Origin of the sequence: Burkholderia sp. BKH01 (assembly GCF_025685725.1) — a bacterium.
Lineage (GTDB): Bacteria > Pseudomonadota > Gammaproteobacteria > Burkholderiales > Burkholderiaceae > Burkholderia > Burkholderia pyrrocinia_C.
This window is the reverse complement of record NZ_JAOTQT010000037.1, coordinates 1-13623: the sequence shown is the minus strand read 5'-3', so window position 1 is coordinate 13623 and position 13623 is coordinate 1. Positions and strand designations below refer to the sequence as shown.

The following is a 13623-nucleotide window of genomic DNA, read 5'->3' as shown; positions in this document are numbered from 1 at the left end:
CAGGTGCAACCGTGCCGCCGAACGGGCCGACGCAAGCGGCATGCGCGCGCGTTGCGCGCCCGGCATCCGGCAGGCGCCGGATTCGCCGAATCGTCGTGGTGGCCAGCAGCCGGCGGGCATCCCGTGAACAGCAGCACGGCCTGCGCAACGGGTTGCATCGCGGCCTCGTCCGATCGCACCCGAGCGCGGGCCGCCCCTGTCACCCGCCGCGCGCGCCGCCCGCCCGGTCGGCCACTTCGTTCCACAAATGCAGTGCCGCGTACGCGCGCCACGGCCGCCAGCCTTCGGTGCGGCGCTTCTGGCTCGCGAGCCGGTCGAGCGACGGATCGCGCGCGGCGATCGACTGCATCAGCACGAGATCGGATGCCGGCCACGCGTCCGGGTCGCGCCACGCGCGCATCGCGATGTATTCGACGGTCCACGGGCCGATGCCGGGCAGATCGAGCCACGCGCCGCGCAGCGTCGCGAGGTCGGCATGCGCACGATCGACGGGCACGTCGCCGGCCGCCACCGCGCGCGCCACGCCCGTCAGTGCCGCCACGCGCTTGCCGGGCATCCCGATCTTGTCGAGATCGCACGCGGCCAGCGCGTCGGGCGTCGGGAAACGCCACGCCGGCGCACCATCGTCGATATGCACCACGCGCTCGCCAGCCCGTTCGACGAGCCGGCCGACGATCGTCGTCGCGGCCTTCACGCTCACCTGCTGGCCGACGATCGCGCGCACGGCCAGCTCGAACCCCGACCACGCGCCCGGCACGCGCAGCCCCGGCGCGGCCTCGACGAGCGGAGCGAACCACGGATCGCGCGCGAGCCCGCCGCCGATCGCAGCCGGATCGGCGCCGAGGTCGAACATCGTCGCGACGCGCGCGGCGAACGTTTCGTCGACATGACGCGCGACCGCCCCTTCGACAGTCGCGATCAGGCAATGCTTGCGCGGATGTTTTATGACGGTGAGTCGGCCAGAGTCGCCATGCAGGTCGACGATGCGGCGATACACACCGTCCGCGACCTGCTCGACGCCCGGAATCGCGCGCCCGCTGAAGAAGCGCAGCACGCGCGCCCAGTCGTAGGGCGCGTTGAAGCGCAGTTCCATCTGCGCGGACGGCGGCACATGGCCGCCGTTCACGATTGACGTGATCGTTGTTTTCGCGATGCTCAAACTGCACTTCCCTCCGTCACGGCTTCGTTTTCATCGTCGTGCGCATGACGCGCCTCGGCCGCCAGCAGCGTCGCCTTGCGGCGCACGCCCCAGCGATACCCGGCGAGCGCGCCGCCCTTTTGCACGACTCGGTGGCACGGAATCGCGAGCGCGACCGGGTTCGACGCACACGCGGACGCCACGGCGCGCACCGCGCGCGGCGAGCCGAGCGCCTCGGCGATCTCCGAGTAGCTGCGCGTTTCGCCGTACGGAATATGCGTCAGCGCTTCCCACACGCGCTGCTGGAACGCGGTCGGCGCGATGTCGAGCGGCAGGTCGAATGCGTGCCGCGTGCCGTCCAGGTACGCGCGGATCTGCGTGACGAACGGCGCGAGCCGCGCGGACGATTCGACCAGTTCGGCGCGCGCGAATACGTCCTTCAGCTCGCCGACCAGCAACGCCGGTTCGTCGCCGAACGCGATCCGGCAGATGCCCTGTTCGGTCGCGGCAACGAGCACCGTGCCGAGCGACGTCGACGCGGTCGCATAGTCGATCCGCAGGCCCGCGCCCTGGCGGCGAAACGCGGACGGCGCCATCCCGAGCTCGCGCGGCACCGACGCATAGAGCCGCGACGGCGAGTTGAAGCCGGCATCGACGGCCGCCTGCGTGACCGGCTGCCCGCTTTGCAGCGCCTGCCGCAGCGCGGCGCCGCGCTGCGCGGCCTGGTACTGCCGCGGCGACACGCCGACCACGCGCTTGAACAATCGCTGAAGGTGGAACGGGCTCACGTGCACGGCGTCGCTCAGCTGCTGCAGCGTGAGCCGCTCGGCATGCGCGTCGAGCACCGCGCACGCGCGGTTGACGATCTCGAGCTCGCGCGGCAGCCCTTCCGGCTGGCAGCGCTTGCAGGGCCGGAAGCCGGCCGCACGCGCGGCCGCCGGATCGGCGAAGAAGGACACATGCTCGCGTCGCGGCAGCCGCGACGCGCAGGTCGGGCGGCAAAACACGCCGGTCGTGCGCACGGCATAGAAGAACGCGCCGTCCGCATGCGGATCGCGCTCGGTCACTGCGCCCCAGCGGGCATCGTCGGTCGGATAGGCGGTTTTCATCTGAACCTCGCACTCTCTAGTGTAGATGGTGCCTACTCTAGACATCGGCACGTGCCGTCGCGCCCTGAATCTTGCTCTGTGATTCGTGCCGGCGAACCGGGGGCGGATCACCCCGAAATAAATCCGACAAAACGGCCGCGCCGGCTGCTCCGGCGCGGTTTTCGTCATCGTCCCGTCACCATTTTGCTGCAGTGCGAATGCGACAAATCGCCGTCCTGACGTTTTTTTGCATTTGGAATATTGCGTCGCACCATCGCCGTGTGTATAGTTGGAACTGTCTCCTCCATGTCTCCTCCTGATATGGATTAAGCCCGTTCCGCTCTGCGTGAACGGGCTTTTTTTCGTCTGTCGATTGTGCCGCGTTCCGGCCGGCGGCGCAGGCGCGATGCGTCTACACTCGATGCTCGTTGACTGCGAAGGAGTATCCGCCCATGAAACCCACCATCCGCGCGATCGATCACATCGTGCTGCGCGTGACCGACATGGCAGCGATGACGCGCTTTTACTGCGACGCCGTCGGTTGCCACGTGGAGAAAGAACAGCCCGATCTGGGCCTCGTGCAGTTGCGCGCCGGCGATGCGCTGATCGACCTGCTGTCGGTCGGCGGCCCGATCGACCGTCCCGACAGCGGCCCGCCCGGCACGGGACGCAACCTCGATCACTTGTGCCTGCGCGTCGAGCCGTTCGACCCCGACGCGCTGATCGCGCATTTCGCCGCGCATGGCGCGCGGCCGGGCGCCCCCGCGGAACGCTACGGCGCCGGCGGCTACGGGCCGTCGATCTACCTGTTCGATCCCGAAGGCAACATGCTGGAATTCAAGGGGCCGCCGGCCGCGATCGGCTGAGCACGGCCGGTGCGCGGGCCGTCACGCGCCCGCGCGCGCCTTCAGCACCGTCCATTCGACCGCGATCGGATCGTGGTCGGCGCTCGAGATCCACGCCGCGCCGTCCTGCACCGTGCACTGCAGGCGCATCGTGCGCTCCGCGAGCTGCCCAAGCTCGGCCGCGACGCCATCGGCCAGCGACAGCACCTGCACGTTGCGCAGCCGCTCGACCTTGCTGCGCACGCCCTGCCACCAGATATCCGACGTCTTGCCGCCGTAGGCGATCACCGTGACCTGCCCGGCGCGGCCGGCCGCCTTCGAGATACGCCGCTCGTCGGGCTGGCCGGCCTCGATCCACACGTCGATCGCGCCCGTCAAATCCTTCTGCCACAGATCGGGCTCGTCGACGTCCGACAGCCCCTTGCAGAATTCGAGCCGCTCGTGCGCGAACAGCGCGAACGCGACGATGCGCACCATCATCCGGTCGTCCGTTTCCGACGGATGGCGCGCCACCGTCAGCGCGTGATCGGCGTAGTAATGCCGATCCATGTCGGCGATTTGCAGTTCGGCTTTGTAGATCGTGGATTTCAGCGCCATGCGGATGCGGCCCGGGCGGGCATTCGGTTCGGTCGGGCCGTGATGATACCGAATGCGCGCCGTCCGGCGCGTGTCATGTGCGCCCCACAGTGCAACGGCCCGGCATCTGCCGGGCCGTGTTCGGTTCGCGCCGCCGGCTCATCGGGCCGGCGCGCTCGCGCGTCGTACGACTGCGCGGTGATCGGGCGGTTATTGCTTGACGAAGCGCGAATCGGTCCAGAGACCCTGCTGGTCGCTGTTGTCGGCGCTGACGAACTGCACGTCGCCCTGGTCGACCGACACCACGCGGAAGCGCTGGCCTTCCGGCACCGACAGGCAGCGGTAGTCGTCGAAGTACTGCTGCTTCGCCTGCGACTTGCCGTCGCGCTCGTGATTCAGTACGGAATCCAGATTGTCTTTCGACAGGCAGCCCCAGGCATTCTTCGTCAGCTGGATTTCCTGCTTCGGCTTGACGGCCGAATCGCCGCCGGCCTGCGCAATCGACACTGCGCAAAATGCGCCGACGAGGGCAAAAAGGATACCGGTACGCTTCATCATTTTTTGTCTCCAGGCTTGCGGGCACCAGGCTTGGGTTAGCTATGTGTTTAAAGGTGATCGTGAACCCGCGTTTTTCACTTTAGAAGACCGGCAAGCGATAGCAAGCACATTTGTTGTGCGACCGCAATAGCGGCGGATTGTCGCACCCCGTGCGCAGCCCGTTTTTCACGCGATGTGCGCGTGGAACAAAGCCTGCCGTGCGACGAACAGGCCCGTGGCGCCGGGCGGAAAGCATTGCCCGGCAAGACTTTCAGCAAAGTTACAAGGCGGTGATTGAACGGTTTGGATAATCCATTTCGATATCCGGATCATTTTGATGCGTTGCACATAAAGTCATCCGAAACGATCCGACTTTACCGCAGCGCGGAATCGCATTTACCTGATACAAGAAAAATGCCAGGTATAAGCGCGTCCGTATTTATCCGTGTTTCCCCGCATGCATCCTGCGCCCGCGGAGGCCGTGCCGCGGGCGTCGTTCGTCAGCGTGTTTACCCTGCCTTATTCAGGCCGATTGCTGGCGCTCGAAATAATCGCGCTGGAAGATGCACATGCGATAAGCGTTGTGATACGCGCCGTTGCCGAAAAATTCTTCCTTCAATTCAGCCTCGTGCTGGAAACCGCATTTTTCGTACACGTGAATCGCCGCCGCATTCGACGTATCGACGATCAAGTACAGCTTGCGCATGTTCAGTACGTTGAATGCGTACTTGATCGCGAGGCGCGTCGCCTGGCCCGCATAGCCGCGCCCCTGGCATTGCGGCGCGATGATGATCTGGAACTCGCCGCGGCGATGGATGTAGTCGAGCTCGATCAGCTCGACGAGACCGACCAGTTCGTCTTGCGCATCGACCGCGACGAAACGGCGCTCGCGCTGATCGTGCACGTGGCGGTCATACAGCTGCGACAGTTCCGAGAAGGTTTCGTACGGCTCCTCGAACCAGTAGCGCATGATCTTCGCGTCGTTGTTCAGCTCGTGGACGAAGCGCAGGTCCTGGCGCTCCAGCGGCCGCAGCGCAAGCGTATTGGTATCGTTCTGGAGTTGCATGTTCATGTCCTTTTTGATGCCGGCGCACGTGCGGAACGCCCGCGCGGCGCAGCCGCGTTCGGGCTCGTTCCGCGCTGCAAGAAGTTGAACGCGGGCGAAGTTCAGAGCCTAGAATGTGAGCAAGGGTTCCTGCCACTGCAGGGAGGCTATCGTGATCGAGCAAGTCATACTCGGTATTTTTCTCGTGCTGCCGCTCGTGATCGTCGCAGCGCTGTTTTCCGACGAACTTTGGCAGGAACATCGGCGCCAGCATCCGCGCGACGAAAATGCCCCGCACATCGACTGGAAGCATCCGTGGCGCCGCGTGCGACGCGGGCATTGAGCCGATCGCCGACGATCCGCAGTGCGCGCCGGCCGGGCCGCCCCGGGCCGGGCAACGCGTGATGCGCCCTTATTCCGCTTCGAACCGATCCCCGCCCAACCCGCGAGACGCCGACGTGAACGACAAGCCCGCCCTCCCTCCGCACGATATCCCCAACGAAACGATCGACCTGCAGATCGCCGACGTGCTGGCGGCCGTCCGCTACCCGGCGAACAAGGATGCGATCGTCGATGCCGCGCGCGATGCCGGCGCCAGCAACGAGGTGCTGTCGATGCTCGACGGCCTGCCCGAACAGGACTACGCGGACGTCGACGCCGTCACGCACTGGGTCGCCGGCAACTTCGGCCCGGGGCTCGGCATTTGAGCGCGCGCCAATAACGCGATAGGATCGGGCCGCACCGGTCGCGCCGCGGCCGGGATGCGTGGCGCCCGGCGCAAGACCGGGCGTTTGCGCACGCGTGTCCGGGGGACTCCATGGAAGGCATCCTGATCCAGCACACGACGCGTCGTCAGCTCTGGTTCGGCGCGCTGACGGCGCTCGTCATCCTGCTTGCGCTCGGGATCGCCGCGCCGCACGCGAACGTCACGCTGCCGGCCATCGAGCCGTTCATGCCGATGTGCGCGCTCACCGTGTTTACGACCGCGAGCATCGCCGCGTTCTTCCTCGGCGCGCAGTTCACCGTGACGCGCCAGCCCGTGCTCGGCGCGCTCGGCGGCGCCTATGCATTCACCGCGCTCGCCGTCGCGCTGCAGTTGCTCACCTTTCCGGGCGTGTTCGCGCCGCAGGGCCTGCTTGGCGCGCGCCCGCAAAGCGCCGCGTGGATGTGGATCTTCTGGCATGCGGGCTTCCCGTGCTTCGTGATGGCCGCGCTGCTCGCGCGCGAGCGGTTGACGCACGCACCGGTCGGCGAGAAGCAGACGCGCCGGTGGGCCATCGCGCTGGTCGGCGGGCCGGCCGCTGCGGCCGCGCTGCTGTGCGCGCTCGCGCTGAACGTATCGCTGCCGCCCGCGTTCCATCCGCCCGGCGACGCGGCCTTGCTGCCCGTCAATGGCGTCGCGCTCGTCGTGTGGATACTCAACGCGCTTGCGCTCGTGGCCGTGCTGGCCTCCGGCCGGCTGCGCACGACGCTCGACCTGTGGCTTGCGATCGCGGTGCTCGCGTGCCTCACCGACACGACGCTGAACCTGCTGACCACGAACCGCTTCACGGTCGGCTGGTATGTCGCGCGCGTGTTCAGCATGTTCACGCCCGGCGTGCTCGTGTGCGTGCTCGCATGGGAAGTGACGATGCTGTACCAGCAGCTGTTCGAGGCGCATGCAACGCTGATTCGATCTTCCTCACGCGACGGGCTGACGGGCGCGTTCAACCGCAGCCACTTCAACGATCATTTCCATACGCTGTTCCTGCAGGCGCGGCGGCAAGGCGAACCGCTGTCGATGCTGATGGTCGACGTCGATCGCTTCAAGGCATACAACGACGCGTTCGGTCACGTGAAGGGCGATGCGTGCCTGATCGCGGTCGCGAACGCGCTGGCCGGCGCCGTGAGGCGGCCAGCGGATATCGTCGCGCGCTACGGCGGCGAGGAGTTCGCGATCGTGCTGCCGAACACGGGCGCGCGCGGCGCGCGGGTCGTTGCCGAAGAGGTGCGCGAAGCCGTGTTGCGGCTCGATCTCGCGATGCCTGCTTCGCCGGCGGGGCGCGTGAGCGTCAGCGTCGGCTGCGCGACCGTGTCGGCCGACGATCTGTCGACACCCGATGCGTTGATCGAAGCCGCCGATGCCGCGCTGTATCGTGCGAAGGATACGGGGCGAAACAGGGTCGTCGCCGCCTGAAAACGTCTGCTGTTTGGGGCATTTGTTACGGTCATTTTGACCGGAATAATGCGCCGTTACGCAATGCGTGGCAGGGATACCAATGCTTACAGCCCGTGTTGCGGGCGCTCGCTATGCTGGGTTTCATATCGAACCCGAGCAGGTGAGCGCCATGAAGAAAACCCTTTTGCTGATTGCCGGCGTCGCCGTGTTGCTGAGCGGCTGTATCGTGGTGCCTGACGGTGGCGGGTATTACGGTGATGGCGGGTATTACCACCATCATCGGCATTGGGATTGACGCGGGTGAAGATCCGGACGCGTCGATCGGCATGCGTGCCGATGCGGGATCGACGATCCGGACTGCAACGCAATCAGGCCGGCGTGGTCAGTTCGCCATGCATCAGAAATACCTGTAGCGCGGCGAGCGTTTCGTAGTGGAGACGCTCGACGCGCGTATCCTTTTCCGCGTCTTCGATCAGTTTCGAGGATCGCCTTGGCGAGATCGATCGTCGCACCGTCCAATCACTTCCCGATACAAAACCTGCTGAAAATCACCCCCAGCAGATCGTCCGAAGTGAACTCCCCGGTAATCGCATTGAGCTGTTCCTGCGCGAGCCTCAGCTCCTCGGCAAACAGATCCAGCGACTGCGCTCGTTGCTCCGCATGATCCGCCGCTTGCGCCAGATGCTCCTGCGCCGCTCGCAACGCGATCAAATGCCGCTCGCGCGCGAGATATACGCCTTCGGCCCCCGCCTGCCACCCCGCTATCCGCAGCAGTTCCGCGCGCAGCATGTCGATCCCGTCGCCGCGCTTCGCCGACAGATGCACCTCGGTCAGATCCCCTTCCGCCGCCGGATGCTCGACGCGGGCCGGCACGCCGGTCAGATCCGTCTTGTTCAGAACACGCACCACCGGCACGCGGCCCGGAAACCGCGCCGCGATCGTCTCGTCGTCCGGCGTCAGCCCCGTGCGCGAATCGAGCAGATGCAGCACGACGTCCGCACGCTCGATCTCGCTCCACGTGCGCGCAATGCCGATCCGCTCGACTTCATCCTCCGTCTCGCGCAACCCGGCCGTATCGATGATGTGCAGCGGAATCCCTTCGACCTGGATCGTCTGCGCAACCTTGTCGCGCGTCGTCCCGGCGATCGGCGTGACGATCGCCAGTTCCGCGCCGGCCAGCGCATTCAGCAGCGACGACTTGCCGACGTTCGGCTGTCCGGCAAGGACGACCGACAACCCTTCGCGCAGCAGCGCACCCTGCCGCGCATCGCCAAGCACGTGCGTGAGCTGCGCACGGATCTTCGCGAGCTTGCCGCGTGCATCGGCGGCCTCCAGGAAGTCGATTTCCTCTTCCGGAAAATCGAGCGTCGCCTCGACCAGCATCCGCAGCGTGATCACGTCTTCGACGAGCGCGTGGATCTGCCGCGAAAACGCGCCATCGAGCGAACGCCCGGCCGAACGCGCAGCGGCCTCGGTGCTTGCCTCGATCAGGTCGGCAACGGCCTCGGCCTGCGCGAGGTCGAGCTTGTCGTTCAGGAACGCGCGCCGCGTGAACTCGCCCGGCTCCGCGAGCCGCAAGCCGAAGCCGCGCCCCGCATCCAGGCAGCGCTGCAGCAGCAGCTGCATCACGATCGGCCCGCCATGCCCCTGCAGTTCGAGCACGTGCTCGCCGGTGTACGAATGCGGCGCCGGGAAATACAGCGCGATCCCGCGGTCGAGCGGCGCGCCGTGCTCGTCCAGGAACGGCACGTAGCTCGCATGGCGCGGCGCGAGCTTCTGCCCGCACAACGCGTCGATCAGCGGCAGCGCGGCCGCCTCGCCGCCGCGCCCGAACGACACGCGGACGACGCCGATGCCGCCCCGGCCGGCAGCAGTGGCAATGGCGACGATCGGATCGGAATCGGTAGCGAGCATGGGAATCGGATGAATCGGGTGATCAGGCAATGAGTGGTGCGCCCGCGCAACAGTTCGGGCATCGGAACGCCGGCATTGTAGCGTGCCGGCTCATATGCCACCGGGCGCCATGCCGGATTCGGACTCGCCCGAATTTATCCCACCGGGGATAAGTCGAGTATCAATCCTGCGCGATGACACAGCCACCGTTTCGGACGAGTATGCCTGCCGGAGCGGCCTGACACGGCGTCCCTCAATTCCGCGGCTCATCCTGCGCAAGTCCGGGATTAGTCTGAATAAGATACGCTTATCTCACATGGTTGTCTGAAACGCATCGGTGGAATTGCACAATCTCCCCCATGCCGACATCCGAAGAAAAAGCCGCGTTCTCGGAACGCCTGAAATTCGCCCTGCGGCGCAGTCCGGAGAAGGTCACCGGCGCGACGGAGCTGGCGAATCGGTTCAATCTGCGCCACCGCGGAACGCATCCCGTTTCGCCGCAAACCGCGCACAAGTGGCTGACGGGCCGCACGATTCCGACGTCGGACAAACTCGAAACGCTCGCCGAATGGCTGCGCGTCGAACTGCACTGGCTGCATTACGGGCCGTCACCGAGCGTGATCGAACACCCGACGCCGCAACCGCTGCCGCGCGACGAACGCTATCCGCCGACGCCCGAAACGATCGAACTCGCGTCGAAGATCGAGGCACTGTCTCCGCATCACCGCTACCTCGTTCAGGAACTGGTCGAGCAGTTCTACGGCGAACCGAAAATCGAAGCGAAGAAATCCTGACCAGGAACGGCACGCACATCGCACACCGCGCGCCGCCGCCACCGAGAAACAAAAAAGCCGCATGGGCGAACCATGCGGCTTTTTTACGTGCATCGCGGGCAGCGCGCCCGCGGGTGCGACGGGCGTCAGGCCGGTTTCTTCTTGACCCCACCGAGCTTGCGCGTGATGTAGTACTGCTGCGCGATCGACAGCACGTTGTTCACGACGTAGTACAGCACAAGGCCGGCCGGGAAGAAGAAGAACATGACCGAGAACGCGATCGGCATGAACTTCATCATCTTCGCCTGGACCGGGTCCGGCGGCGTCGGGTTCAGGCTCGTCTGCACGAACATCGACACGGCCATCAGCACCGGCAGGATGAAGAACGGATCGCGCTGCGACAGGTCGTGGATCCACAGAATCCACGGCGCGCCGCGCATCTCGACCGACGCGAGCAGCACCCAGTACAGCGAAATGAACACCGGGATCTGGATCACGACCGGCAGGCAGCCGCCGAACGGATTGACCTTCTCGGTCTTGTACAGCTCCATCAGCGCCGCGTTCATCTTCTGCGGATCGCTCTTGAAGCGTTCGCGCAGCGCCTGCATGCGCGGCGTGATTTCCTTCATGCGCGCCATCGACTTGTAGCTCGCAGCCGACAGCGGGAAGAACACGGCCTTGATCAGCACCGTCAGCAGCACGATCGCCCAGCCCCAGTTGCCGACGTAGCCGTGGATCTTCTCGAGCAGCCAGAACAGCGGCTTCGCGATGATCGTCACCCAGCCGTAGTCCTTCACGAGCTCCAGGCCCGGCGCGATGCCTTCGAGCATGCGCTCTTCTTCCGGACCGGCGAACAGGCGTGCCTGCACGTCGGCCGACTGGCCCGGCGCGATCGCGGCGACCGGCTGCTTCACGCCGACGCGATACAACGTCGGATCGATCTTCTCAGCGTAGATGTCGCGCTTCGTGCCCTGCTGCGGAATCCATGCCGACGCGAAGTAGTGCTGCACCATCGCGACCCAGCCGTTGTCGGCGGAGGTCACGTAGTCGGCCTTGTTCTTGTCGAGGTCGCTGAAGTTGATCTTCTGGAAGTGCTTCGCGTCCGTGTAGACCGCCGGCCCGAGGAACGTGTGCGAGAACATCGGCGTTTCGACGGCCGTGTTGTCGCGGACGAGTTCCATGTAGACCGTCGGCGTGACAGGCGCCGTGCCGACGTTGTCGATCTTGGTATCGACGCCGATCACGTAGCTGCCGCGCGTGAACGTGTAGGTCTTCACGACCTTCACGCCGCCCTTCACCGGCGATTCGAACGACAGCTTCAGCGCGTTCTGGTCGCCCGTCATCGACGTCGAGCCGGTGTTCACCTGCGTGTAGACGTCGTTGTGGTTCGGGAAGTCGCCGCCGAGCAGGCCCGAGCGTGCGAGATACGTGTGGCCGGCCGTGTGGTCGAACAGCGTGATGTACAGGTCGGGCTGCTTGCCGTCGCCCTGCTTCTTCAGCGTCAGCTTCGCGAGCGTGCCGCCGCGCGTGTCGATTTCGCCGTCGTAGACGTCGGTCGAGAACTTCACGAGCTGCGCCTGGGCGGCCGGTGCCGTCGTCGACGGTGCGGCGCCGGCTGCGGCGGCAGGCACTTCACCTGCGGTCGTCGTCGTCGCGCCCGTGCCCGATGCGCCGCCGGCAGCGGCCGCGGGGGCCGTCTGCGTGGCGCTCGGGAAGAACATCGACGGGCGTCCATGGGAACGCTGCCAGTTGTCGTACAGCATGACAGCTGACATGAAGAAGATCACCCATAGGACGGTGCGTTTGATATCCATGCGTTGTCTCAGAGTCGATGGGACCGCGCGTCGGCTTCGCCGCGAGCGCGAGTGTCGGAGTTGGGCGGCGGGACGAGGTCGATGCCGCCCGCGGAAAACGGATGGCATCGGCACACGCGCCTGACGGCGAGATACGTGCCGCGCGCGGCGCCATGATACTGGATTGCCTCACGCGCGTAATCCGAACAGGAAGGATAAAAACGGCAACGGTTGCCGAGCAGGGGGCTCACGGCAACCTTGTAGAAGCGCAGCAACGCGATCAAGACCGTTTCCATACCTTGGGCGGCACCGTTCGGCGCCGCGTCAAAACCGGCCGGGCGGGCGCGAACGCCGCACCGCGAACGGATGCGTCACTCGGACGCGGGCTTCGACGCACGGCGGGCGATCTCCCGGACTGCCCTGTCGAGCAGCTCGCGGATTTCGGCCGCGCACATCGCCGCGAGCGGGGCGGAAGCCGCGCTCGGCAGCGCTTTCTTGTCGAAGCGCGTGTGCTGCCGCAGCAGCAGGTCGTAACCGGCGAACTCGGCCCGGCGCAAGCGAAACGCGTCGCGCGCCAGCCGCTTCACGAGGTTACGCGTGACTGCACGCGGCGCATACTTCTTGCCGACGACGAGCCCCAGACGCGCGGGCTGACCGGTCGGCTTGCCGTAAATCACGAAGTGCGCGGAACGCCGCCAGGGGCGCAAACGAAAAACGGATGAAAATTCATCCGTTTTCAGAAGTCGCGCAGCTTTCGGGAAGGCGGCTTTCGTCTGCGACGGATTCGCACCCGGCTCGACGGCACCTTCCGCAGGACTGCGGACGGCGGACACAGCGCGCAACCTGCCTTAGATGGCGAGGCGCTTGCGGCCCTTCGCGCGGCGAGCGTTGATGACCTTGCGGCCACCTGCCGTCTTCATGCGGACACGGAAGCCATGGGTGCGCTTGCGGCGCGTCACGGACGGTTGGTAAGTACGTTTCATGATGTTCTCACTTGTTCGAGAATGTCGAAATTCAGGGGACCGCGTGCCCTTAACCGGAGGCATTCGGGCGAACGCAATCGCCGGGAATACAGGATTGGTTTTCGCGGAACCCGCTATTTAAACCGTTTTTCTCTTGACGGTCAATACTTTACGAGTCACGCGCCTGTGCCGGCCCACGCCGATCCGGCCCCGCGACCCACCAATCCGGCCTGTGGATAAGTCCCGCTGTGGCCGCGTTTGGCGTTAGAATCTCGCCTTATCTCCAAGAATCCCGCACGCCGCTTCGGCTCCCGCCTGCCTCTCCACGACTGTGACGCAGGCGTCCGAGGCACGCTCGCACGACCGCTTCGGGCCTTGTTGCGTGACCGCGACAAGGGCGCCGGCGAGCCGCGCTGTGCATGCAAAAAACGACAGCTACTTGATGAACGATTTCTGGCAACACTGTTCCGCACTGCTGGAGCGCGAGCTGACGCCCCAGCAGTACGTGACGTGGATCAAACCCTTGGCCCCGGTGGCCTTCGATGCGTCGGCGAACACGCTGTCCATCGCCGCGCCGAACCGCTTCAAGCTGGACTGGGTCAAGAGCCAGTTTTCGGGCCGGATCTCCGATCTGGCCCGGGATTTCTGGAATGCGCCGATCGAAGTCCAGTTCGTCCTCGATCCGAAGGCCGGCATGCGCAGCGCCGCTACGGGCGCCACGTCGGCCGCCCCGCGCGCGCCGCTGCAGCCGGGCGGCCCGGCCGCCACGGTGGCCGCGATCGCCGCGAACCTGACCGCGCATGCCGCGGCTGCGC

At 65.9% G+C, this 13623-nt stretch carries 17 protein-coding genes; 7 read left to right on the top strand and 10 right to left on the bottom strand.

Translation table 11 applies throughout. The features are described from left to right. Positions 1–199: 199 nt before the first annotated feature. Positions 200–1159, bottom strand: coding sequence for a DNA-3-methyladenine glycosylase family protein (locus tag OEJ37_RS32600; protein ID WP_175919576.1), 960 nt, complete (start codon positions 1157–1159; stop codon positions 200–202). Next, positions 1156–2247, bottom strand: a complete 1092-nt coding sequence (gene ada, locus OEJ37_RS32595) for a bifunctional DNA-binding transcriptional regulator/O6-methylguanine-DNA methyltransferase Ada (protein ID WP_263349123.1) — start codon at positions 2245–2247, stop codon at positions 1156–1158. Before ada ends, OEJ37_RS32600 begins: the two co-directional genes overlap by 4 nt. 431 nt (positions 2248–2678) lie before the next feature. On the opposite strand from ada, the gene OEJ37_RS32590 reads away from it, so the two are divergent. Continuing rightward, positions 2679–3092, top strand: coding sequence for a VOC family protein (locus OEJ37_RS32590; protein ID WP_034179392.1), 414 nt, complete (start codon positions 2679–2681; stop codon positions 3090–3092). Between the two features lie 21 nt (positions 3093–3113). Here the strand turns inward: OEJ37_RS32590 and OEJ37_RS32585 are convergent, their stop codons facing one another. The 3 genes from OEJ37_RS32585 to speG all read right to left on the bottom strand — a co-directional run bounded on the left by OEJ37_RS32585 (position 3114) and on the right by speG (position 5250). Then, positions 3114–3668 (bottom strand): YaeQ family protein, encoded by a 555-nt coding sequence (locus tag OEJ37_RS32585; RefSeq protein WP_263349122.1) that lies wholly within the window; start codon positions 3666–3668, stop codon positions 3114–3116. Between the two features lie 189 nt (positions 3669–3857). Beyond that, positions 3858–4205, bottom strand: coding sequence for a surface attachment protein Sap1 (sap1, locus tag OEJ37_RS32580; RefSeq protein ID WP_059232871.1), 348 nt, complete (start codon positions 4203–4205; stop codon positions 3858–3860). A gap of 502 nt (positions 4206–4707) precedes the next feature. Further along, positions 4708–5250: a spermidine N1-acetyltransferase gene (gene speG / locus OEJ37_RS32575; RefSeq protein ID WP_174420244.1), complete on the bottom strand. Its 543-nt coding sequence runs from the start codon at positions 5248–5250 to the stop codon at positions 4708–4710. Positions 5251–5365: 115 nt separating this feature from the next. Here speG and OEJ37_RS32570 point away from each other — a divergent pair, with 115 nt between their 5' ends. The 4 genes from OEJ37_RS32570 to OEJ37_RS32555 all read left to right on the top strand — a co-directional run bounded on the left by OEJ37_RS32570 (position 5366) and on the right by OEJ37_RS32555 (position 7682). Continuing rightward, positions 5366–5572, top strand: coding sequence for a hypothetical protein (locus tag OEJ37_RS32570; RefSeq protein ID WP_175946980.1), 207 nt, complete (start codon positions 5366–5368; stop codon positions 5570–5572). Between the two features lie 115 nt (positions 5573–5687). Next, positions 5688–5936: a DUF2795 domain-containing protein gene (locus OEJ37_RS32565; RefSeq protein ID WP_034179394.1), complete on the top strand. Its 249-nt coding sequence runs from the start codon at positions 5688–5690 to the stop codon at positions 5934–5936. A 110-nt stretch (positions 5937–6046) separates the two neighbouring features. Continuing rightward, positions 6047–7405 carry a sensor domain-containing diguanylate cyclase gene (locus OEJ37_RS32560; RefSeq protein WP_174420243.1) on the top strand — a complete coding sequence of 453 codons (1359 nt, stop codon included), beginning with the start codon at positions 6047–6049 and terminating at the stop codon, positions 7403–7405. Positions 7406–7556: 151 nt separating this feature from the next. Further along, entirely contained in the window at positions 7557–7682 is a 126-nt protein-coding gene (locus OEJ37_RS32555; RefSeq protein ID WP_256980637.1) for a hypothetical protein, read from the top strand. Between the two features lie 224 nt (positions 7683–7906). Here the strand turns inward: OEJ37_RS32555 and mnmE are convergent, their stop codons facing one another. Further along, the gene (mnmE, locus tag OEJ37_RS32550) at positions 7907–9301 is read right to left on the bottom strand and encodes a tRNA uridine-5-carboxymethylaminomethyl(34) synthesis GTPase MnmE (protein WP_263349117.1); all 1395 of its coding nucleotides are present in this window, start codon (positions 9299–9301) and stop codon (positions 7907–7909) included. Positions 9302–9639: 338 nt separating this feature from the next. Here mnmE and OEJ37_RS32545 point away from each other — a divergent pair, with 338 nt between their 5' ends. Beyond that, positions 9640–10074, top strand: coding sequence for a transcriptional regulator (locus tag OEJ37_RS32545; protein ID WP_174420241.1), 435 nt, complete (start codon positions 9640–9642; stop codon positions 10072–10074). Positions 10075–10199: 125 nt separating this feature from the next. Here OEJ37_RS32545 and yidC read toward each other — a convergent pair whose 3' ends face one another. From yidC to rpmH, 4 genes are all read right to left on the bottom strand, one after another. Then, a complete protein-coding gene (gene yidC, locus OEJ37_RS32540) occupies positions 10200–11867 on the bottom strand; it encodes a membrane protein insertase YidC (RefSeq protein WP_152860908.1) in 1668 nt (555 codons plus the stop codon). A gap of 8 nt (positions 11868–11875) precedes the next feature. Beyond that, positions 11876–12142, bottom strand: coding sequence for a membrane protein insertion efficiency factor YidD (gene yidD / locus OEJ37_RS32535; protein WP_009694594.1), 267 nt, complete (start codon positions 12140–12142; stop codon positions 11876–11878). A 75-nt stretch (positions 12143–12217) separates the two neighbouring features. Next, a complete protein-coding gene (gene rnpA / locus OEJ37_RS32530) occupies positions 12218–12679 on the bottom strand; it encodes a ribonuclease P protein component (protein WP_021157986.1) in 462 nt (153 codons plus the stop codon). A 15-nt stretch (positions 12680–12694) separates the two neighbouring features. Next, the gene (gene rpmH / locus OEJ37_RS32525; protein ID WP_004198824.1) at positions 12695–12829 is read right to left on the bottom strand and encodes a 50S ribosomal protein L34; all 135 of its coding nucleotides are present in this window, start codon (positions 12827–12829) and stop codon (positions 12695–12697) included. A gap of 421 nt (positions 12830–13250) precedes the next feature. Here rpmH and OEJ37_RS32520 point away from each other — a divergent pair. Further along, the coding region (locus OEJ37_RS32520; RefSeq protein WP_317891545.1) for a DnaA N-terminal domain-containing protein at positions 13251–13623 on the top strand (373 nt) is incomplete at its 3' end.